This is a genomic window from Saccharothrix violaceirubra (genome assembly GCF_014203755.1).
Lineage (GTDB): Bacteria > Actinomycetota > Actinomycetes > Mycobacteriales > Pseudonocardiaceae > Actinosynnema > Actinosynnema violaceirubrum.
The window spans coordinates 3,645,151-3,663,328 of sequence record NZ_JACHJS010000001.1 but is presented as its reverse complement, the minus strand read 5'-3'; the positions used below and the strand labels follow the sequence as shown (position 1 = coordinate 3,663,328).

The 18,178-nt window shown below is 72.5% G+C and carries 18 protein-coding genes; 8 read left to right on the top strand and 10 right to left on the bottom strand.

The features are described from left to right. Window positions 1-83: 83 nt before the first annotated feature. The gene (locus F4559_RS17245; RefSeq protein ID WP_312865699.1) at window positions 84-632 is read right to left on the bottom strand and encodes a TetR/AcrR family transcriptional regulator; all 549 of its coding nucleotides are present in this window, start codon (window positions 630-632) and stop codon (window positions 84-86) included. A gap of 61 nt (window positions 633-693) precedes the next feature. On the opposite strand from F4559_RS17245, the gene F4559_RS17240 reads away from it, so the two are divergent. From F4559_RS17240 to F4559_RS35965, 3 genes are all read left to right on the top strand, one after another. Next, the gene (locus tag F4559_RS17240) at window positions 694-1,161 is read left to right on the top strand and encodes a DUF6463 family protein (RefSeq protein ID WP_221447261.1); all 468 of its coding nucleotides are present in this window, start codon (window positions 694-696) and stop codon (window positions 1,159-1,161) included. Between the two features lie 42 nt (window positions 1,162-1,203). Further along, complete coding sequence (locus tag F4559_RS17235) at window positions 1,204-1,899, top strand: GNAT family N-acetyltransferase (protein WP_184669958.1); 696 nt, start codon at window positions 1,204-1,206, stop codon at window positions 1,897-1,899. An 82-nt stretch (window positions 1,900-1,981) separates the two neighbouring features. Next, the gene (locus F4559_RS35965) at window positions 1,982-5,023 is read left to right on the top strand and encodes a serine/threonine-protein kinase (protein WP_281386323.1); all 3,042 of its coding nucleotides are present in this window, start codon (window positions 1,982-1,984) and stop codon (window positions 5,021-5,023) included. A 7-nt stretch (window positions 5,024-5,030) separates the two neighbouring features. Here F4559_RS35965 and F4559_RS17225 read toward each other — a convergent pair whose 3' ends face one another. Further along, entirely contained in the window at window positions 5,031-5,696 is a 666-nt protein-coding gene (locus F4559_RS17225; protein WP_184669956.1) for an HNH endonuclease family protein, read from the bottom strand. A 177-nt stretch (window positions 5,697-5,873) separates the two neighbouring features. On the opposite strand from F4559_RS17225, the gene F4559_RS17220 reads away from it, so the two are divergent. Continuing rightward, entirely contained in the window at window positions 5,874-6,464 is a 591-nt protein-coding gene (locus F4559_RS17220) for a cyclodeaminase/cyclohydrolase family protein (RefSeq protein WP_312865698.1), read from the top strand. Next, entirely contained in the window at window positions 6,461-7,285 is an 825-nt protein-coding gene (locus tag F4559_RS17215) for a bifunctional 5,10-methylenetetrahydrofolate dehydrogenase/5,10-methenyltetrahydrofolate cyclohydrolase (protein ID WP_184669952.1), read from the top strand. The genes F4559_RS17220 and F4559_RS17215 overlap by 4 nt, the downstream gene beginning before the upstream one ends. Window positions 7,286-7,337: 52 nt before the next feature. On the opposite strand, the gene F4559_RS17210 is transcribed toward F4559_RS17215, so the two are convergent. Next, entirely contained in the window at window positions 7,338-8,297 is a 960-nt protein-coding gene (locus tag F4559_RS17210; RefSeq protein ID WP_184669950.1) for a beta-propeller fold lactonase family protein, read from the bottom strand. A gap of 13 nt (window positions 8,298-8,310) precedes the next feature. After that, complete coding sequence (locus tag F4559_RS17205) at window positions 8,311-9,183, bottom strand: hypothetical protein (RefSeq protein WP_184669948.1); 873 nt, start codon at window positions 9,181-9,183, stop codon at window positions 8,311-8,313. A 245-nt stretch (window positions 9,184-9,428) separates the two neighbouring features. On the opposite strand from F4559_RS17205, the gene ybiA reads away from it, so the two are divergent. Beyond that, complete coding sequence (ybiA, locus tag F4559_RS17200) at window positions 9,429-9,962, top strand: riboflavin biosynthesis intermediates N-glycosidase (protein ID WP_184675892.1); 534 nt, start codon at window positions 9,429-9,431, stop codon at window positions 9,960-9,962. On the opposite strand, the gene F4559_RS36385 is transcribed toward ybiA, so the two are convergent. From F4559_RS36385 to F4559_RS17185, 3 genes are all read right to left on the bottom strand, one after another. After that, window positions 9,959-11,071: a PucR family transcriptional regulator gene (locus F4559_RS36385; protein ID WP_184669946.1), complete on the bottom strand. Its 1,113-nt coding sequence runs from the start codon at window positions 11,069-11,071 to the stop codon at window positions 9,959-9,961. The two genes, ybiA and F4559_RS36385, sit on opposite strands and share 4 nt — an antisense overlap. 12 nt (window positions 11,072-11,083) lie before the next feature. Next, a complete protein-coding gene (locus tag F4559_RS17190) occupies window positions 11,084-12,151 on the bottom strand; it encodes a PucR family transcriptional regulator (RefSeq protein ID WP_184669944.1) in 1,068 nt (355 codons plus the stop codon). A 297-nt stretch (window positions 12,152-12,448) separates the two neighbouring features. Then, on the bottom strand, window positions 12,449-13,294 hold the full coding sequence (locus F4559_RS17185) for a DUF4394 domain-containing protein (protein WP_184669942.1): 846 nt from the start codon (window positions 13,292-13,294) through the stop codon (window positions 12,449-12,451). 482 nt (window positions 13,295-13,776) lie between these two features. Between F4559_RS17185 and F4559_RS17180 the strand changes: the two genes are divergently transcribed. Continuing rightward, window positions 13,777-14,328 carry an RNA polymerase sigma factor gene (locus F4559_RS17180; RefSeq protein ID WP_184669940.1) on the top strand — a complete coding sequence of 184 codons (552 nt, stop codon included), beginning with the start codon at window positions 13,777-13,779 and terminating at the stop codon, window positions 14,326-14,328. Next, complete coding sequence (locus F4559_RS17175) at window positions 14,310-15,059, top strand: hypothetical protein (RefSeq protein ID WP_184669938.1); 750 nt, start codon at window positions 14,310-14,312, stop codon at window positions 15,057-15,059. The genes F4559_RS17180 and F4559_RS17175 overlap by 19 nt, the downstream gene beginning before the upstream one ends. A 237-nt stretch (window positions 15,060-15,296) precedes the next feature. Here F4559_RS17175 and F4559_RS17170 read toward each other — a convergent pair whose 3' ends face one another. Genes F4559_RS17170 through F4559_RS17160 form a run of 3 tightly spaced genes read right to left on the bottom strand, consistent with a single transcriptional unit; the run spans window position 15,297 to window position 18,059 of the window. Then, on the bottom strand, window positions 15,297-15,929 hold the full coding sequence (locus tag F4559_RS17170) for an NUDIX domain-containing protein (protein ID WP_184669937.1): 633 nt from the start codon (window positions 15,927-15,929) through the stop codon (window positions 15,297-15,299). Further along, complete coding sequence (locus tag F4559_RS17165) at window positions 15,901-17,124, bottom strand: adenylosuccinate synthetase (protein ID WP_184669935.1); 1,224 nt, start codon at window positions 17,122-17,124, stop codon at window positions 15,901-15,903. The genes F4559_RS17170 and F4559_RS17165 overlap by 29 nt, the downstream gene beginning before the upstream one ends. Then, entirely contained in the window at window positions 17,124-18,059 is a 936-nt protein-coding gene (locus F4559_RS17160; RefSeq protein WP_184669933.1) for a hypothetical protein, read from the bottom strand. The genes F4559_RS17165 and F4559_RS17160 overlap by 1 nt, the downstream gene beginning before the upstream one ends. Between the last annotated feature and the right edge of the window lie 119 nt (window positions 18,060-18,178).

Genomic DNA, 18,178 nt, shown 5'->3' with positions numbered 1-18,178 from the left:
TCGCTGTCGCTTCAGTGTTGACCAAGAATATTGCCCCGTAAGGGTTACCGTCCCCGGTCGCTTCGAGCGGCCGGGGACGGTGCTCAACGGAGCAGGTGCTCGCCGGCCCGGCGGACGGCCTCGGCGTCGGCGGCCAGGAAGTGCCGGCCGATCGCGAGCGTGAACATCAGCGTGCTGCGGGCCTCGACCTCGTCGGGGTCGGCGACGAACGTGGCGAACATCCGGCGCAGGAAGTCCAGGCGCACGGCGTCGATCCGCCGGAGGCGGGCGGCCACGGCCTCGTCGCGGCGGGCCCACTGGCGCACGGCGAGGTCGAGGCGGTGCAGGTCTTCGGACGACGTGAGGCCGCCGGCCCGGCGCAGGCGGTCGCGTGCGTCGCCGCCCTCGGCCTCCACGCGGGCGAGCACGTCGTCGGTGCAGCGGCGTTCCCACTCGTCGAGCAGTTCGTCGAGCAGGGCCGGGCGTCCCGCGAAGTAGCCGTAGAAGCCGCCTTTGGTGACGCCCAGCGCGGTGGCGAGGGTCTCCACGCGGACGGCGTCCGGACCACCTTCGACCAGGGCTTCGAGACCGGCGTCGAGCCAGCGTTCGCGCGGTGTGCGGGGGGTGGGCGGCAACTCGACCTCCTGGGGCACGGGGATGTGTACGCTACCGTACAGATCAAATATACGGTGGCGTACACAACGGGGGTGGCGGATGGGACCGCAGCGGTGGGCGGCCGGGATCATGGTGGTGCTGGGTGCGGGACACCTGGGACTTTCGATCGTGCTGAAGTGGTCGGTGGTCGTCGGGTGGGTGGCGCGGGGCGGGTGGGCGGCCGTTCCGCTGATCCCGGCGGACCGGTCCGAGGCGGCGTTGGTGAACGGGCTGACGTTCTGGGCCGGACCGGGCAGTTTCGCCGTGCCGCTGCTCCTGCTGGGGTGCCTGACCTGGCACTTGGCGGGACGGGGCGTGACGCTGCCCGTCGGCATCGGGTGGGGGCTCGCGGTGTGGTGCCTCGTGGGCGGGGTGCTGCTCGTGCCGTCGCCGTACTTCCTGGGTGTCGTGGCCGGTGTGCTGCTGGTCGTGGCGCGCGGTCGGGCCGTGACGGGGATCGCTTCCGGGCGGCCCGGTCCTGTTCAGGATGTGGGAGGCGTGGACGGCGGTGATCGGCGCCGGCGATGATTCGCCCGATCATTGGACGGCTGTTCTCCTGGGGGTTGGCGCATGGCTTCGAGTTCGCCGTTGGACCACGCGGCCTGGGAGTCGTTGCACGGTGGGCACGCGCGGTTCGCGCAGTGGCACGGCCAGGTGGTGCGGTACGACCCCGAGGTGGCGCCGTTCCTCGCCCTGCCGCCCGAGTCCGACGCGGATGTGTGGCGCGACGTCGCGGAGTTCGCCGGCCCCGGCGGCGTGGTGTCGGTGAACCTGGCCGCGTTCAGCGCGCCCGCGGACTGGGAGATCGTCGAGGACATCGAGGGCGTGCAGCTCGTCGACGACGGCGTGGTGCCGGAGCCGTTCCCCGAGGCCGTGCGGCTCGGGCCCGCCGACGTGCCGGAGATCATCGACCTGGTCGAGCGGACCAGGCCGGGGCCGTTCCGGAAGCGGACGATCGAACTCGGCACCTACCTCGGGGTGCGGGACAACGGGCGGCTGGTGGCGTTGGCGGGGGAGCGGATGAACCCGCCGGGCTGGCGGGAGATCAGCGCGGTGTGCACGGACCCCGCCTACCGGGGACGGGGATTGGCCACCCGGTTGGTGCTCGCGGTCGCGGCCGGTATCCGGGAGCGTGGCGAGACGCCGTTGATGCACGCGTTGGCGTCCAACGTGAACGCGATTCGGCTCTATGAGTCGCTGGGCTTCCGGCTGCGGCGACGGTCACGGATCGTCGCCGTGCGTGTTCCCCACGCGGCGGTGGCCTGACCGGTCCCGTTTCCGGGGAAGCGGCGGAACCCTGCGACTACGATCTGCGTCGACACGGGCAGATCGGTCACGCGGGAGAGTGATGTCAGCAGAGTCGTTCGGGCCGTACCGCATTCTGGAGCTGCTTGGTCGCGGCGGGATGGGGGAGGTCCACCGCGCCCTCGACACCGCGCACGACCGGGTCGTGGCGCTGAAGCGGCTCTCCGGCGCGTACAACGACGACTCCGACTTCCGCGCCCGGTTCCGGCGCGAGTCGCAGATCGTGGCCCGGCTGCGCGAACCGCACGTGATCCCGATCCACGCGTTCGGCGAGATCGAGGGTCGGCTCTACCTGGACATGCGGCTCGTCGAGGGGCACGACCTCGCGCGCGTGCTCGCGCACGGCCCGATCGAGCCGCGACGCGCGGTGCGGATCATCGAGCAGGTGGCCGGCGCGCTGGACGCGGCGCACGTCGACAACCTCGTGCACCGGGACGTGAAGCCGTCGAACGTGCTCGTGTCGGCCGGCGACTTCGTCTACCTGGTCGACTTCGGCATCGCCCGCAGCCTGTCGACGACGGCCACGCACCTGACGGCGTCCGGCGACGTGGTCGGCACGCTCGACTACATGGCGCCGGAGCGGTTCAACCCGGGCCCGCTGGACGGCCGGGTGGACGTGTACGCCCTGGCGTGCGTGCTGTTCGCGTGCCTGACCGGCCGGCGGCCGTTCAACGCCGACGGCACCGCGGCGCAGATCTGGGCGCACATGCAGGAGCCGCCCCCTCGGCCGTCGTCGGTGAACCCGATGGTGCCGCGCGCGTTTGACGACGTTGTCGTCAAGGGGATGGCCAAGGACCCGGACCGCCGCTACCAGACGGCGGGTGCGCTGGCTTCGGCGGCGGCGCTGGCGTTGGAGCAGTCCCGGCCCGTGCTGCCGGCACCGCCGACGCGTGGGTGGTGGCCGACGTTGGTCGCGCCGCCGGAGATGCGTCCGCCTTACGGTGCGCCGATGCCGCCGGGCTACCAGCAGCCCGGCCCACCCGCGTTCGGCACGCCCGGCTTCGGTCCGGGCGGGGCACCCGGGGTGCGGCCGGGTGGGCCCGGGGTGCCGCCCGCCGCGGGTCCGGGGACCCCGGCTGCCGGTGTGCCGGTGGACGGTGGCACGCCCGTCGAGCGCGTGTCGGCTCCGGGCGTGCCCGCTGCCGGTGCGGCTCCGGTCGCGTCGGACGTTCCGACGGTCGGTGCGCCGGCCGACGGCGGGACTTCGGGCGGCACGCCCGGGTCGTCGGAGGAGTCGACGGCGGTCGCCGAGCCGCGGGAGATCGACACGTCCTCCGGTGGTATCGCGCCGGGTGATGCGCCGTCCGTCGGGTCGCCGGAGGTCTCTCCCGACGCGGCGCCGGTGGTCGAGAGCCGCAGTGGATCGTCGTCGGGGTCGGCTGTCGTGGGTGGTCTCGACGGGTCTTCGGCCGCGAGCGGTGTGCCGGTGGCCGGTGGTCCGCCGGGAAGTGACGTGCCGGTGGGTGGTACGCCTGTCGGCGACCCGCCGGGGAGTGCCGTGGCGGCCGACGAGGTGCGGTCGAGTGGGTCGGCCGAGGGTTCCGCCGTCGGCGGCGGACCGGTCGCCGGTCGTGCGCCGACGGAGGAGATCGTTCCCGGCGTCGGAACACCGGCCGTCGGTAGCACCGGGGTGTCGGCCGATTCGGAGGTCGGGTCGTCGGCGGGCGGTGCGGTTGCGGCGACGGGCACGCCTGCCGGCACGCCGGAGGCTGGTGCTACGCCGGTCGAGACGCCCGTGCCGGTCGCGGACGCTCCTGCTGCCGAGGTGCCCGTAGTGGGCATTCCCGCCGGTGAAGCGCCCGTGGTCGGTTCGCCGATGGCCGGAACTCCGGTGGCTGGCCGGTCGGTCGCCGGAGTCGCGGCGCCGGGTACGCCGGCTGCCGGGATTCCCGTGGTCGGCGGTGTGCCCGTGCCGGGTACGCCGGTGGCGGGGACCCCCGTTGTCGGCCGGCCGGTCGACGGTGCGCCGGTGGCCGGGAGTCCGGTGGCCGGTCGGCCGGTCGCGAGTGGAGCGTCGGTGCCGGGTACGCCGGCTGCCGGGATTCCCGTGGTCGGCCAGCCGGTCGGTGGTACGCCGGTGGCCGGTCAGCCGGTCGTGGGTGTGCCGGTGCCGGGTACGCCCGCTGCCGGGATTCCGGTCGTCGGTCGGCCTGTCGTCGGTGGCGGGTCCGCGTCGGGTGCGCCCGCGGTCGCCCAGCCCGTCGTCGGGGGTACGCCCGCGCGTGGTGTGCCCGTGCCGGGTACGCCCGCCGGCGGCGTGCGGGGTGTGCCGGGCAACCTGGGCGGTTCGTCGTTGCCGCCCACGCGGTTGGGCGGGCCTTCCCACCCGAGTCTGGGCGGGAACTCGTTGCCGCCCACGCCCTTGGCCGTGACCGGTCCGCATCCGGCGCCCGCGTGGGCCGGTGCCGGCGGTGGGCAGGGGTGGTTCGCGGCCAACCGGGCGTTGGTCGTGTCCGTGTCGATCGCGGTGGTGGTGATGGTGGGCGTCGTGGCCACCGTCCTGGCGTCGCGCGGTTCCGGGCAGCAGGGGCCGGGGCCGTCGAGCGCCACGGCGGCGTCGACCACGACCGAGGACGTGCCCCCCACCTCGGGCGGTGCCGATCCGGAGTCGGTGCAGCGGTTGCGGGCGTTGCTGCCTTACGTCTACTCGGGCAACACGACCTGCAAGGAGACGACCACCCAGGCCGGTGCCGAGGCGTCGATCTCCTGTGCCAAGGCCAACCGGGTGCACCCGCAGCTCCCCGCGCCCGACGAGGCCGTCTTCCACCTGTTCGCCAGCCGGGGGAAGCAGGACGAGTTCTTCCTCGACGTGATGAGCGGCAACAACATCCCGCGCAACGACGCCCAGGGCGGGTGCAAGCCGCAGGAGCTGACGCCGCACTACGCCGCGTACTCGCGCACGACCGACGGCCCGCTCGACGGCGACTACAAGACCTGCTTCGTCAAGGACGGACGTGGTCAGGTGTGGTGGTCGGACTCGAAGACGTTGACCGTCGGCGTGCTGCGGTCCTCGAGCGCGACCGGCGGGTTGGCGTTGGAGCGGCTGTACCAGTGGTGGGACGGCATGATCCTCGCCGACATGTGACGGGCGGTCAGCCGCACTTGGCCAACGCGGACTCCAACGCGGCACGTTCGGGTGCGCTGATGGTCAACGCGTAGTTCGCCTTCACGCCGACGTACATGCGCCCGTAGGAGCACGCGTACGCGGCGTTGGGCGGCATCCACTCGTCCGGCGTGTGGTCGCTCTTGGACTGGTTGGCCTTGCCCTGCACGGCCACGAGGTTGCGCAGGTCGTTGGCCGCCGCCACCCGCCGGTCGGCCGGCCACGCGGCGGCTCCGCTGCGCCACATCTCGGCCAGCGGCACGACGTGGTCGATCTGGATCTTGGAGACGGACGTGATCGTCTCGCCGGTGTAGGGATCGGCGAGCGTGCCGGATTCGACGCCGCACCGGCCGTCCTTGCGCTTGACGTCGGTGAGGTCGCGGGCGAGGACCTGGCTGCGCTGGTCGCACCCGTCGCCGTCGACGTCCTTCCACGCGCGCCCGAAGACGCAGGCCGCGCCCTTGTCGCAGTCGCGTTCGTAGCCCTTGAGGGTGCCCGGTTCGGCGACGACGAGTCCGGCGAGGAGGGTGCGCGCGGCGGCCGCGTCGGGTGTGCCGTCCGGGACCCGGCCGTCGGCGACGCCGCCGCCGGGGGGTGCGCCGAGGCCGCACCCGGCCACCAGCGTGAGGGCGGCGAGGGCGATCGCCGTGCGCATGGGTCCTCCCGAACCGAAAGTGTGGTCATCACGTAATACCCCTAACGAGGACCATATGTAACCCGAAAGTGCCGGACATGTACCCATTGGTCCTCTGTGGACTGGACGAGTGCTGCTCAGTCGCCGTATAGGGTGAGCTGCGGATCTGCGATTGGGGGACACGTGGAGTCACGGAAAGTGGGCGAGTGGTTGGCCGACCTCGCCTCGGGCGCGTCGACACCCGGCGGCGGCGCGGCGGCGGCGCTCAACGCGGCCGTGGGTGCGGCCCTGGTGTCGATGGTGTGCAACCTGACGATCGGACGGCCGAAGTACGCCGCCCACGAGGAGACGATGACCGGGGCGTTGCACGAGGCCGAACGGCTGCGCCTGACCGCCGTGGAACTCGCCGACGCCGACGCGGTCGCGTTCGACGCGGTGATCGCGGCCTACCGGCTGCCGAAGGAGACGCGGGGCACCGCCGTGCGCGACGCGTTGGCCGCCGCCGCGGACGTGCCGCTGCGCACGGCCGCGCTCGCCGCGTCGGTCGTCGCCCTGGCGGAATCGGTGCTGGCGGGCGCGAATCCGAACGTGCTGTCGGACGTGGCGGTCGCGGCGTCGTCCGCGCGTGCCGCACTGGAGTCCGCCGCGGTGAACGTCGAGATCAACCTGGCCGGGCTGGGCGACGACCCGCGTCGGTCGTCGCTCGCCGCGGCCCTGGACGGGCACCTGCCCGCGATCGGCCGGGCGGACGCGGTCGTGGCCGCCGTGCGGGAGCGGGTCGGCCGATGAGGCGCATCGACGGGCGGGCGATCGCGGCGACCATCACGGCCGAGGTGACCGCGGCCGTGGCGACCGCGTCGGTGCCGCCGACGCTGGCCGTGCTGGTACCGACCCGGGACGAGGCCACGGCCTGGTACGTGCGGTCGATCGAACGGGCCGCGCGCAAGGTCGGCATCGCGTGCCGGGTCGTGCAGTTGGAGGAACCGTCTCGACAGGACGTCGTCGACCGGCTCGCGGACCTGTCGGCCGATCCGTCCGTGCACGGCGTGATCTGCCAGACCCCGCTGCCCGACGGCGTGGCGCTCGACGACGTCGGCGCGTTCATCGACCCGCGCAAGGACGTGGACGGCGCGAACCCGGAGAGCCTGGGCCGGGTGGCGGCGGGCCTGTCGGGCTTCGCGCCCGCGACGGCCGTCGCCGTGCTGGAGGTGCTGCGGCACGAGGGGGTGCCGCTGGCCGGTACCCGGGCCGTGGTGGTGGGCCGGTCGACGGTGGTCGGCAAGCCTGCCGCGTTGCTGCTGCTGGCCGCCGACGCGACCGTGACGGTGTGCCACTCGCGCACGGCCGATCTTCCCGCGGTGACCAGGGAGGCCGATGTGCTCGTGGTCGCCGTGGGCCGTGCGGGTTTCGTGGGCGCGGAGCACGTGAAGCCGGGTGCGGTCGTCGTGGACGTCGGCACCAACCCGGCGGCGGACGGCTCCCTGGTCGGCGACGTGCGTCCGGACGTCGCCGGGGTCGCGGGCGCGCTGACCCCGGTGCCCGGCGGCGTCGGCCCGGTCACCACGGCTGTTCTGCTCAAGCACACCGCGCAGGCCGCCCGCGGTCTGTGAGTGGTCCCGGCACCACGCCCGTGGTGCCGGGATTCCACTGTGGACGGTGTGGTCAGCGGCCGAGCGTCACGATCGACACGCTCGCCGAACCCGTGTTGGTGACCAGGACGTAGCGGTGACCCGGCCCCGGTGCGGTCCACCGGGGATCGGTGCCGACGGCCACCTCGCCCACCACGGTGTTCGTGCGCGTGTCGATCGTGTTCACGGTGCCCGAGCCGGAGTTGGCCACGTACGCGATCCGGTTGCCCGCGTGCAGCGAGATGCCGCGCGGGTTGCGGCCCACGGTGATCGTCGTCGTCACCTTCCGCGTGCGCAGGTCCACGACGGAGACCGTGCCGCCGATCGTGTTGCTGACGTAGGCGGTGCGGTCGTCGGGCGTCACGAGGACGCCGCGCGGTTCGTCGCCGACCGGCACCGTGGCCACGACCGCGCGGGTGCGGGTGTCGACGACCGACAGCGTGTCGGAGTCCGAGTCGGCGACGTACGCGTGCCGCCCGGCACGGTCGAACTCGATGCCGCGGGGTGCCTTGCCGACCGGGATCGTCGCGGTCACGGCCTGTGTCCGGGTGTCGATCACGGTCACCGCGTTGGAACCGGTGCTGCTGACGTACACCTCCCGGCCGTTCGGGGTGACCTCCGCCCAGCGCGGCGCGTCGCCGACCGGGATGGTCTTCACCGCCGTGCGTGAGTCGGTGTCCACGACGGTCACCTCGTCGGAGTCGCGGTTGGCGACGTAGGCGTGGTCATGCCGGTCGAAGGCGATGCCGTAGGGGAACGAGCCGACCGGGATCGTGTCGACCACGGCCCGCTTGTCCACGTCGAGCACGGACACGGTGTTGGAGCCCGCGTTGGCGACGTAGGCGTAGCGCTGGTCGGGCGTGAACGTGACGGCGCGCGGCGCCAGGCCGACGTCGATGGTGGCGATCACGACCGGTTTCCGGTGTCCGCCGGCGACCGCGGTGGTCGGTGTCGCGGCCATCAGCAGGACGACGAGGACGATCAGGCGACGCAACGGGTGCCTCCTTTCACGAGGGGGTGGACGAGCGGGTGCCGTGCAGCCGCCGATAAGCCGTCGCGTACACGCCCGCGCCGACGATCAGCACGACCGGCAGCACGTAGTCGCCGTCGCGTTCGACGAATTGGAACCACTCCTGTCCCACGAGCGGGCGGAGCAGTTCGGTGGCCAGTTTCCAGCCCAGCACGAACCACAGCAGCGGCACGACCGGACGGATCAGCACGGCGAGTCCGAGCAGGATTTCGAAGGTGCCGAACACGACCATGAGATTCGCGTCGTCGACCGTGCCCCGGCCGACGCCGAAGAGTGCGAAGAAGTCGTACCAGTGGCGTTTGTTCTCGAACGCGCCGAAGCCGCCGTGGCCGATGAGCAACAGGCCGAGTCCGACGCGTGCGGCCGTGTGCACGCCGACCTGTGCGCGATCGGTGACGTCGGCCGGCGGGTCGGCCCGGGTGAACCAGCGGCGCAGCGAGTACCCGCCGCCGCCGACCAGGATCAGCAGGGCCAACGGCATGCCGTAGTTGCCGCCGCGCTCCAGGAATTCCCACCAGCCCTCGCCGACGGCCGGACGCAGCAGTGCGGTGAACACGCCCCAGACCGTGGCGTGCAGCAGCACGATCCGCAGGGGCCAGAACAGGACGACCAGGCCGACGGTGATGTCCACGGCGCCGGTCACGTACATCAGGTAGTCCACGGCGGTGTCGGCCGAAATGCCGAACAGGTCGTAGTAGGGCAGCCACGCCCGTGACCGGCTCAACCCGGCCCATCCGTGGCCGAGGTATTCGATCGCCACGCCGATTCTCAGCAGCCAGTACAACTTCGTCGTCACCGACGCGCCGCGCCAGTGCTCCAGCGGTGTCTTCCGGGTGTCTCCGGTGGTCACGGTTCCCCCTTGGCATCGGGGTGTTTCGACCGGACCGAACGTACGGATTTCCTCACGTTCGCGAATCGGCGCAACGTACGAATCGGTGTTGCTCCCCGCAGGTCGCGCGCGGAAAAGGGCGCGCGAAGAACGATGACGGGCCGAAAGGGAGCGAACCACCCCGGATCGGTGTCGCACGACGGCGCGTGCCCCCGGCCGGGCGCGTCCGAGCGGGTATGAAGTTGGCTTCCGACGTGCGGGCGTGCATGATCCGGGCGTACCGCGGACGGATCACGGGGTGGGCAGTGGCGGATTTCCTGTTCTTCTGGGGGCATCGGGGTGAGGGCATCGGCAGGTGGTGCCTGAGCCAGTGGTGGCCGACGCGGTTCACCGCGGACGGTCGGGTGTTCGCGTCGGCCGAGCACTACATGATGTGGCGCAAGGCTTCGCTGTTCGACGACCACGAGACCGCCGGCAAGGTGCTCGACGCGGCGACCCCCGACGATGCCAAGGGGTTGGGGCGGCGGGTGCGGGGCTTCTCGGACGAGGTCTGGGTCGAGCACCGGTACGGGATCGTGGTGGACGGTTCCGTCGCGAAGTTCGGGCAGCGCGACGACCTGCGGGCGTTCCTGCTCGGCACCGGGGACCGGGTGCTGGTCGAGGCCAGCCCGGTGGACCCGGTGTGGGGGATCGGGTTGGCCGCCGACGACCCGCGGGCGACCGACCCCGCGCGGTGGCCCGGACTCAACCTGCTCGGGCGCGCGTTGGGCGACGCGCGGACCCTGTTGCGCGAGAGCTAACGCCTGACCCGCGTGACGACGGTGCTCAGCACCCGGATCCCGTGCGTCGTGTGCGGGTCCACCGAGGTCAGGTCGCGGATGCGCTGGAGGCGGTAGTCGAGGGTGCGCGGGTGGATGTGCAGCGTGGACGCTGCCTCGGCCCGGTTGAGGTCGCAGCGGTAGTAGACGTCCAGTGTGGCGATCAGGTCGGGGCCCGAGGACAGGCGGGCGGCCAGGCCGTCCAGCCACCGCTCGATCTCGGGCATCTCCCGGACCGCGACCTCCAGCAGCAGGTCGGCGATCGTGTACAGGAAACCCCCGGGTGCCACCGTGCTCACGCGGCGCGCGAGGGAGAACGCGTCGGGTAGCGCCGACAGCGTCGCGGTCGCGGTGCCCAGGCACGGGCGGCCCAGCGTCGCGTTCAGGTCCTCGGTCACGGTCGCGGCGAGCGTGTCCGGTTCGGCGGGCAGCACGACGGCCAGTTCGTGCGGCCCGGTCCACGTCGCGGGCACGCGGTGGCGTTGCCACACGGTCTCGATCACCTCGTCGACCGGGTGCGGCGGCGTGCACCGGGCGACCACCACCCGGATCCGGTCCGGCAGCGGGACGCCGATGTCCTCGCCGTAGGACGCGGCGGCCGGGTCGGCGGCCAGCGTCAGCTCGGCGAGCCGGCGCACCTGGCCGGTGGGGGACAGGAACCGGCGTTGGCCGTTGAGGAAACCGAGCGTGTACGCGCGCTGCCCGGCCGACCCCTGGTCGCTGAGCCAGCTCAGGACCTGCATGGTGTCGGTCAGGTCCCGCGCACCGGACGCCTCCTGCACCTCGCGGAACGTGGCGGCGGCGTGCAGCGCCAACACCCGCGGCAGCACGGCGTGGGGCATGCCGCGTTCACCGCGCACCCGGCCGATCGACGCGATCGTGGCCAGGTCCTCGGGCGTCATCGGCTCGTCGGCCGCCGTCAGGTCCACGGTGCGCCGCCGGATGAACACGGCGAAGTCCAGCATCCCGGCCAGGTCCCGGTGGTCGACGATGGTGGCCGCGTACTCCGGCAGCTCGGCGATGCACGTGTCGACCACGATCCGGGCGTTGGTCGCCACCCTCCGGCGCAGCCGGTCGTAGAGATCGTCCACTCGCGACTCCCGTCACCCCTCCGCGAGGACCCGGTTCACGGCCGTGCTCAGGATCCGCACGCCGCGCACCGTCACCGGGTCGATGCCGGTCAACTCCTCGACCCGGCGCAGCCGGTAGTCCAGCGTGCGCGGGTGCACGCCCAACGCCGCCGCCGTCCGCGACCGGGCCATGTCGTTGCGGTAGAAGGCATCCAGGGTGCCGACGAGTCGGGGACCCCGCGCCAACCGGTCCGCCACGTCGCGCAGCCACGCGTCCACCGCCGGCACGCGGGACACGCCGAGTTCGGCGAACAGGTCGTCGCGCAGGTGGATCGCGGTCCTCGGCGGCGCGACCCGGCTCACCTCGCGTGCACCGGCCGCGACCTCCGACAGCGCACCCACCTCGCCGTGCGCCGCGCCGATCGAGCAGGGCACGTCGACGGCCGCGACGAAATCGCGGACGAACGCCAGACCCCGATCGCGCCCGTCGACCACGGCGGTGAGTTCGTCGGCCGCCGTCCACCCGCACGGCACCCAGTGCCGGGCCAGCAGATCGGCCACCGCCGAGCGCGGCACGTCCGAGCGCGGCAGCCGCACCACCACGACCAGGCAGCGCCGGGGCACCGGCATCGCCAGGTGCGCGGCCAGGTCGTGGGCCAGCGGGTCGTCGGTCACCAGCGCCTCCGCCAGCAGCAGCACCCGGTCGACCAGCGGCCGGGCGTCGGCCAGACCGCCGAGGTAGCCGGTGGTGTAGGCGCTGTGCGACGCCGCGCCCAGTTCGGGCAGCCAGTGCAGTGCGCTCATCACCGCGTCGCCGTCGTCGGGCCCGGCGATCTCGTGCACCTCGCGCAGCAGCAACGACGTGTGCAGTACGAGCACTTGGCGTTGCGAGGCGGGCGACACACCCTTGGCTCCGCGTGCGCGTCCCATGGCCGTGATCAGTCCGATGTCGGCGCGGCTGAACGGCTCGTCGTCGGCGATCAGCTCGATCGTGCGGCGCCGCAGGTACACGGCGAAGTCGAGCAGGCTCTCCCGGACGTCGGGCCGGGTCGCGATCCGCCGGAAATCCGGTATTTCCCGTTGATAGGCGTCGACCGCCATACGGCTGTTGTGATCTATCCTGCTTCTCCACATGCCGAACAGATCGGCCATGTCGCCCCCGGTTTCCGGTTCCCCATGGTTTCGCCCGCGACGGTGGCACACCGAAGGCGTCGACTGTACCGCCAGGTGCCGTGAATCGGGAGCCGATCGGATTCCCCGATTCCACGTCCACTGGTGAAAGGCGTCCCGCACCGGCGGTGGGGTTGCCGGTGCGGGACATTTCCCTCGGGGGGCTTCGGGAAGGCTTTCCGCCGGAGGGAATCTATTCGGGGAATGTTCGTCCGGATGTGCCCGCGGTCAGGCGGTGTCCAACGCCACCGCGATGTCGGTGATGTTCAACGGGAAGTCGCCGACCGGCCAGGCGAAGCCGGTGAGCACGTCGACCCCGTAGAACGTCGAGATCCCGCCGTTGCCCAGCGCCGCGAACGCGAGGTTCGACGTGGTCCGGCCGTTGGTCAGGTCGCTGAAGATGTCGAAGCCCGCGTCCGTGTCGGCGCGGACCGCCAGCTTCCCGGTGACGGCGAGCTGCCCGCTGTTGGCGGGCGACTGGATGGCGACCTGGTCGGTGTCGGTGTTGATGACGAACAGCGTGGTGCCGGTGTCGTTGTTGAGGTCGTTGTTCGTGTACGCGATCGCCGTGACGCCCGTGGTCGTGCCGGTCGCGGGCGGCGTGGTCAACGGCGTGTCGGTGGCCGTGGCGTTGTCGTCGATGCTGTGCCGCAGGTTCTGACCGGTGTCGCTGACGACCCGCAGCCGGTTCGCCGCCGGGTTGAAGTCGACGCCGAAGTAGGTGCCGTGGAGCGCGACGGTGAGCTGCGAGACCTTCGCGACCGTCGCGGACGGGATGCCGATCGTGTAGACGCCGCCGCGGTTGCCGACGCCGTACAGCTTGCCGTCCTGCACCCGGAAGTCGAAGCCGATCAGGAAGCTGTCGCCGACCAGGCCGTTGACGGTGCGCACCCAGTCGAGCCGGTCGGGGCTGTCGGTCCTGAACATGCTCAGCAACTTGCCCCCGCCGGCCAGTCCGTACACCGCCTGGGCCGCCTGCGCCGGTGCCGGCTCCGCCGTCGCGGTCGTCGGCGCGACCGCCGCCGCGGCGACCGCGGTCGCGACGGCGAGGAATCTGGAGATGCGTGACCTCATTCGGTGTTCCCCTCTTGGTTTCGCTGATTCCGTGTGAACGCGGTGCTGGTGCCGAAGGATCGACGGCCGGTGCGCGGTTCCGGCGGAGGGCGACCCCGGGGCAACCCTGCCGGCGGGCCACCGCGCCGGGCCTCGTCACCGGTGACGAAACCGAGTGGCGCTCGCCACCGCCGTTTTGTCACGAAGTGCGAAAATCCGGGGGTTGTGGCAGTCGGGGTAATCGTGGCGTCGGGCGGTCGTGTTCCGGTGATCGGAAAATCGCCGAACCGTCATGCCGACGCCGGACGCGGTGGTCCGGGCGGTCGTCTCCGGTCCATTGTGGTGTTCGGGTGCGAGATGTGGAACTTCGCCGTTCCGGTGCGTGGTGACCCGGAGGCACGTTATTCGGGGCCGGCCGAAAACATCGGCCCAGGTCGGCGACGGGTCCGGTCCGCTCCCGTACCGTCGTGCAACCTTTGCGGCGGGGCGGGTGTGTGAGGGGTATGAGGGGAAGCCGAAGCGCCGACGAGGAGCAGTTCCGCGCGTTCGCTGCCCGGTCGAGCGGGCCGTTGACGCGACTGGCCTACCTGCTGTGCGGTGACGGGCACCTCGCCGACGACCTGGTCCAGACCTGCCTGATCAGGCTGTACCCGGTGTGGCCCCGGTTGCGGGACCCGGACACCGCGGACGCCTACGCGCGCAAAGTCCTGCTGCGGTGTTGGCTCAACGAGCGGCGCAGACCGTGGCGGCGTTCGGAGAGCGGCGACGGCGTCGTGCCCGACCTGCCCGACGACCGCGCGGACCCGGCCGAGGCGGTGGGGCCCGAGCACGACAAGCAGGTGCTGCGGCGTGCCCTGGCGGCCATCCCGCCCCGGCAGCGCGCGGCCGTGGTCCTGCGCTACTGGGCCCAGTACTCGGTGGCCGAGACCGCGGCGATCATGCGTTGCTCCGAGGGCACCGTGAAGAGCCAGACGGCCCGGGGCCTGGCCGCGTTGCGCGTCGCCGTCACCTCATCCGACCCGATCAAGGAGAAGGCATGGACGAGCAGCAGTTGACCGACGGCCTGCGCCTCCTGGCGGACGAGGCCCGCCCACACCCGCTCGACGTGGACCGGGTCGTCGAGCGGGCACGGGCACGCGGGCGCGGGCGCGTGGCGACGATCGCGGCGGGTGTGGTGACGACGGCCCTGGTGGGGTCGCTCGTCCTGGCGCTGAACGGGTTCGAGTCGGCCGGCGGGCCGCCCGCGGGGCAGCTCGGCGTCGCGGTCCCCGGCCGTGACGCGCGGTCCGCTCGTCTCGACACCGAGTTCGCGGCGACCAGGTCCGCCCTGGCCGAGGCCGGCCTGGTGACCGACGACTCCTTCGCCGCGGCGGCACCGTTCCACCGGTGGTACGACAGCGTGACGGGGACGTCCTACGTCATGCGGACGATCCTGAGGGACGGCACGGGCATGGCGACGCTGGAGATCAGCGTCGGGAAGGTCGCGACGGACAAGCCGTTCACCGCGTTCACCGGTCCGAGCGCCGGAACGCTCGAACCGTGCACATCGGACCAACCCGGCTGCGTGCGCCGCACGCTGCCGGACGGCACGATCGCCGCCGCGTGGCCGAACTCGCGTCCGGTGGAAGGCTGGGGGCCGAGCAGCGTCCTGTGCGCGCAGCGTCCGAACGGGACCTACATCGTGGTGGTGGCCAACGTCGGCGCGGAGTACCTGGACCCGCCCCGGCCCGTGCCGCCGCTGGACGCGGCGCAGCTGCTCGAATTCGCCACGGCGTTCACGTACTGATGAACACGTCGAGGTGGGACAGAGAGGAGCGACCGCCGGTCGGCCTCGCCCTTCGCCCACGTCCGGGCCGACCGCGATCCGGTGGCCGGCCGATGCGCCTCGTACCGGACCGGAACCACCTCCGACGCCACCGCCCCTGCCGCGGTCCGTCGGATTCTCCTCTTGTCCCACGTTCCACGCTACGACCGTCGAGACCGTCGCCGCCCGGGTCGAAAGTCCTTGTTCGGGGACGGTTTTTCACGCCTGCGCGGCGGGTTGCTCCCACCGCCACACCGACGGCGGCCGACCGCCCTTCGGCAGGGACGCCGCGTGCTGCGTCGTCCGGCGCAGCCCCGGCACGCGCTCCATCGTGCGGCCCAGGTTGGCGGGGTAGGGACGTTCGCCGGTGAGCGCCTCGGTCAGGTCCAGCGCCTGGGCCGTGGTGAACTCCGTGCCGAGCAGCCCGGCGGTGAACGCCGGGTCCCGCCACAGCCGGTCGCGCAGCAGCGGACGGCAGTCGGCCACGATCCGGTCGTGGTCGAAGGCCAGGTGCGGAACGTCGTCGAGCGGCACCCAGGTCCGGCCCGCCGCCGACGGGTCGACGGCCGCCCACAGCGCCACCGACAGCGTCGGGCCGCGCGGGTCGCGGGACGGCTCGTCGAAGGTGATCAGCTGTCCGGTCGCGCGCACCTTGACGCCGAGCTTGTCCGCCGCCGCCCGCACCGCCGCGTCCCGCAGCCGTTCCCCGCGCCTCAGCAGCACGCCCGGCAGCGCGAGCGCGCCGGCGAACGGCTCCTGCGGCCGTTCGGAGATGCCCAGCAGCACCGCCCGCGCGCCGGTGTCGAACCGCAGCGCGAGGACGTCAACGGACACCAACGTCGACTCGATCATCAGGGAATTCTCGCCCACGGTCGGCCGGCGCCGCTTCCCGGACCCGGACCGCGTAGTCCACGCGGTCCGGTCCGGTGCCCGTGACCCGCACCGGAACGCCGTACCGCCGCTCGAACCAGCCGGGCACGTCGCGGGGGAGCGCGTGCAGTCCGGTGTCGGTGCGGACGGACAGGCCTGTGCGGTCCAGGTGCGTGACGGCCAACGCGTCCACGCCGCCGCACGCCCGCACCGCGTGGTCCAGCAGCGTGGCGTCGAGGTGGCCCACCCGCCAACCGCCCTGGTAGTGCCCGTACCCGTTGTGCCGTTCGGGCAGGTCCAACGCCGGGTCCTCGGTCGGGAGCGGGCCGGCGCCGTGCCGGGTCTGGTAGGTCCGGGTGACGCCCAGCACCCGCGGCCGTTCACCCAGCATGGCCGGGATCAGGTCCGGGGTGACCGTGGACCACGTGGTGTGCGGGTGGAAGCCGTGGTGCTGGTCGAGCAGCACGCCCTGCGCGCCCTCGAACACCAGTCGTCCCCGCGCGGCCCGGCGGCGTACCTCGTCGCCGTCGACCGTGCGCACCGCGTCCGCGAACGCCCGGTACAGGTGGACCATGTCGTCCACCGCCGGGAAATCCTCGGTCAGCGGCGCGTAGAACGCGGCCAGCGCGTCGAGCCGCCGGCGCAACGTCGCCTCGTCCGCGCAGTCGCCGACGGTGGGGGCCGGGCCGGGGACACCCGGCAGCGGCCACCCCTCCACGACGTCGCCGGGACCGTGCCCGGGCAGCAACGCGTACCACGCGGTCTCGCCGATCCCCTTGCCGCACGAGCCGTGCCGGTCGGCACCCCGCGCGTCCTCCCGCGCCCGGTTCGCGGCCACGTGCACGGGCGTGGTCAGCAACGCGTCCCGGTCGACCGAGACCAGCCGGAGCGGGTCGGGCACGCCGAGCGCGGCCAGTTCGCGGGCCTCGGTCGCCAACGCGATCGGCTCGACCAGGACGTGCCGGGACAGCAGGGTCGGCACGCCCGCGAGCGTGCCCGACCCGAACTGGCTGAACGTGTGGTGCCGGTCGCCGACCACGACGTTGTGCGCGGCCTGCGCGCCGCCGTTGAACCGCACGACCGACACCGTCTCCCGGGCGGCGCAGAGCGCGTCGACCACCGCGCCCTTGCCCTCGTCGCCGAAGCCGAGCCCGACGACGGCCACGTGCTCCGGCATCACGCCGGGCCGATCGCGCGCCGGCCGCCCGCCGCCAACGCCCGGCCGACCGCCTTGCTCTCGGCCTTCGACCCCACCTCGGCGAGGTCGACCAGCGCCTGGTCGAGGTCGACGACCTGTTCCTCGAGACCGATCGTGGTCGCGATCAGCTCGCACACCGCGCCCGGGTCGTCCAGCCGCATGAAGTTCTGGCCCAGCAGGTCGCGCCAGTGCTCGGCGATCTCCGGGTCGTCGTAGTACGACGACTGCCGGGGCAGGATGTAGTAGACGTGCCACCGCGTGGCCAGTTCGCGGTAGACCGAGCGCGGGTCGATGTCGGGCTCGACCGCGTCGCCGATGACGCGGCGGATGTGCCGGGCCTCCAGGCGGTGCTTGTTCAGCTCGTCGCCGATCAGGAACAGGTAGCCCTTGCGTCGGCGCTTCTCCCACGCGTCGGTGGCGACGTGGCGGGCCATGAAGTACGCGGCCAGCTCGTACGACTCGCTCTTCTGCCCGCCGCCACCGCCCTCCAGGAACATGGCGCGGAGCTGCTCGTCCATGCGGTTGTCCGATTCGAACTGACCGATCTGGAGCGGCACCCGGTCCGAGTCGGCGTCCCCGATGCCGCCGAACAGGATCTGCGGGTCGGCGAGGTATCCCTTGTGCCGCAGGAGACCGTGCAGCCGGCCGAGCTTGCCCTGCATGATCCGGGGCACGCGGCCCATCGAGCCGGTGACGTCGAACAGGACGGCGATGGGCGTCGAGTCGGCGTGGTCGGCCGAGTCGCGGCACTCGCGCGCCGTGACGCGGTAGGGGTCGAGCAGGGGGTCGGCCCGCCACTCCTCTCTCGGCTGGTGGCGCATGTCGGCGGTGTAGCCGAAGTCGTCGATGCCTTGTGCCGCACGGAAAGTACGTGCCGCCTTGTACGTGTCGTCGTCCCAGCGCCCGTAGCCCATCGTGGCCACCCTTCCCGTCCGCAGTGGACGGTCCGCTTGATCCCGTCGGGTTTGAGTCTACACAACTCAAACTGCGGGGCAAGTGTGATCCACACCCCTCGATCCCGCGAGTCCTCGGC

Excerpts from the sequence above, each read along its gene's own strand:
- F4559_RS17180 (WP_184669940.1), top strand. The coding sequence starts at position 13,777 with ATGAGGGGAAGCCGAAGCGCCGACGAGGAGCAGTTCCGCGCGTTCGCT.
- F4559_RS17215 (WP_184669952.1), top strand. The coding sequence starts at position 6,461 with ATGAGGCGCATCGACGGGCGGGCGATCGCGGCGACCATCACGGCCGAG.
- ybiA (WP_184675892.1), top strand. The coding sequence starts at position 9,429 with ATGATCCGGGCGTACCGCGGACGGATCACGGGGTGGGCAGTGGCGGAT.
- F4559_RS17165 (WP_184669935.1), bottom strand. The coding sequence starts at position 17,124 with ATGCCGGAGCACGTGGCCGTCGTCGGGCTCGGCTTCGGCGACGAGGGC.
- F4559_RS17190 (WP_184669944.1), bottom strand. The coding sequence starts at position 12,151 with ATGGCGGTCGACGCCTATCAACGGGAAATACCGGATTTCCGGCGGATC.
- F4559_RS17185 (WP_184669942.1), bottom strand. The coding sequence starts at position 13,294 with ATGAGGTCACGCATCTCCAGATTCCTCGCCGTCGCGACCGCGGTCGCC.
- F4559_RS17170 (WP_184669937.1), bottom strand. The coding sequence starts at position 15,929 with ATGATCGAGTCGACGTTGGTGTCCGTTGACGTCCTCGCGCTGCGGTTC.
- F4559_RS17160 (WP_184669933.1), bottom strand. The coding sequence starts at position 18,059 with ATGGGCTACGGGCGCTGGGACGACGACACGTACAAGGCGGCACGTACT.
- F4559_RS17175 (WP_184669938.1), top strand. The coding sequence starts at position 14,310 with ATGGACGAGCAGCAGTTGACCGACGGCCTGCGCCTCCTGGCGGACGAG.
- F4559_RS17235 (WP_184669958.1), top strand. The coding sequence starts at position 1,204 with ATGGCTTCGAGTTCGCCGTTGGACCACGCGGCCTGGGAGTCGTTGCAC.
- F4559_RS17240 (WP_221447261.1), top strand. The coding sequence starts at position 694 with ATGGGACCGCAGCGGTGGGCGGCCGGGATCATGGTGGTGCTGGGTGCG.
- F4559_RS17225 (WP_184669956.1), bottom strand. The coding sequence starts at position 5,696 with ATGCGCACGGCGATCGCCCTCGCCGCCCTCACGCTGGTGGCCGGGTGC.
- F4559_RS35965 (WP_281386323.1), top strand. The coding sequence starts at position 1,982 with ATGTCAGCAGAGTCGTTCGGGCCGTACCGCATTCTGGAGCTGCTTGGT.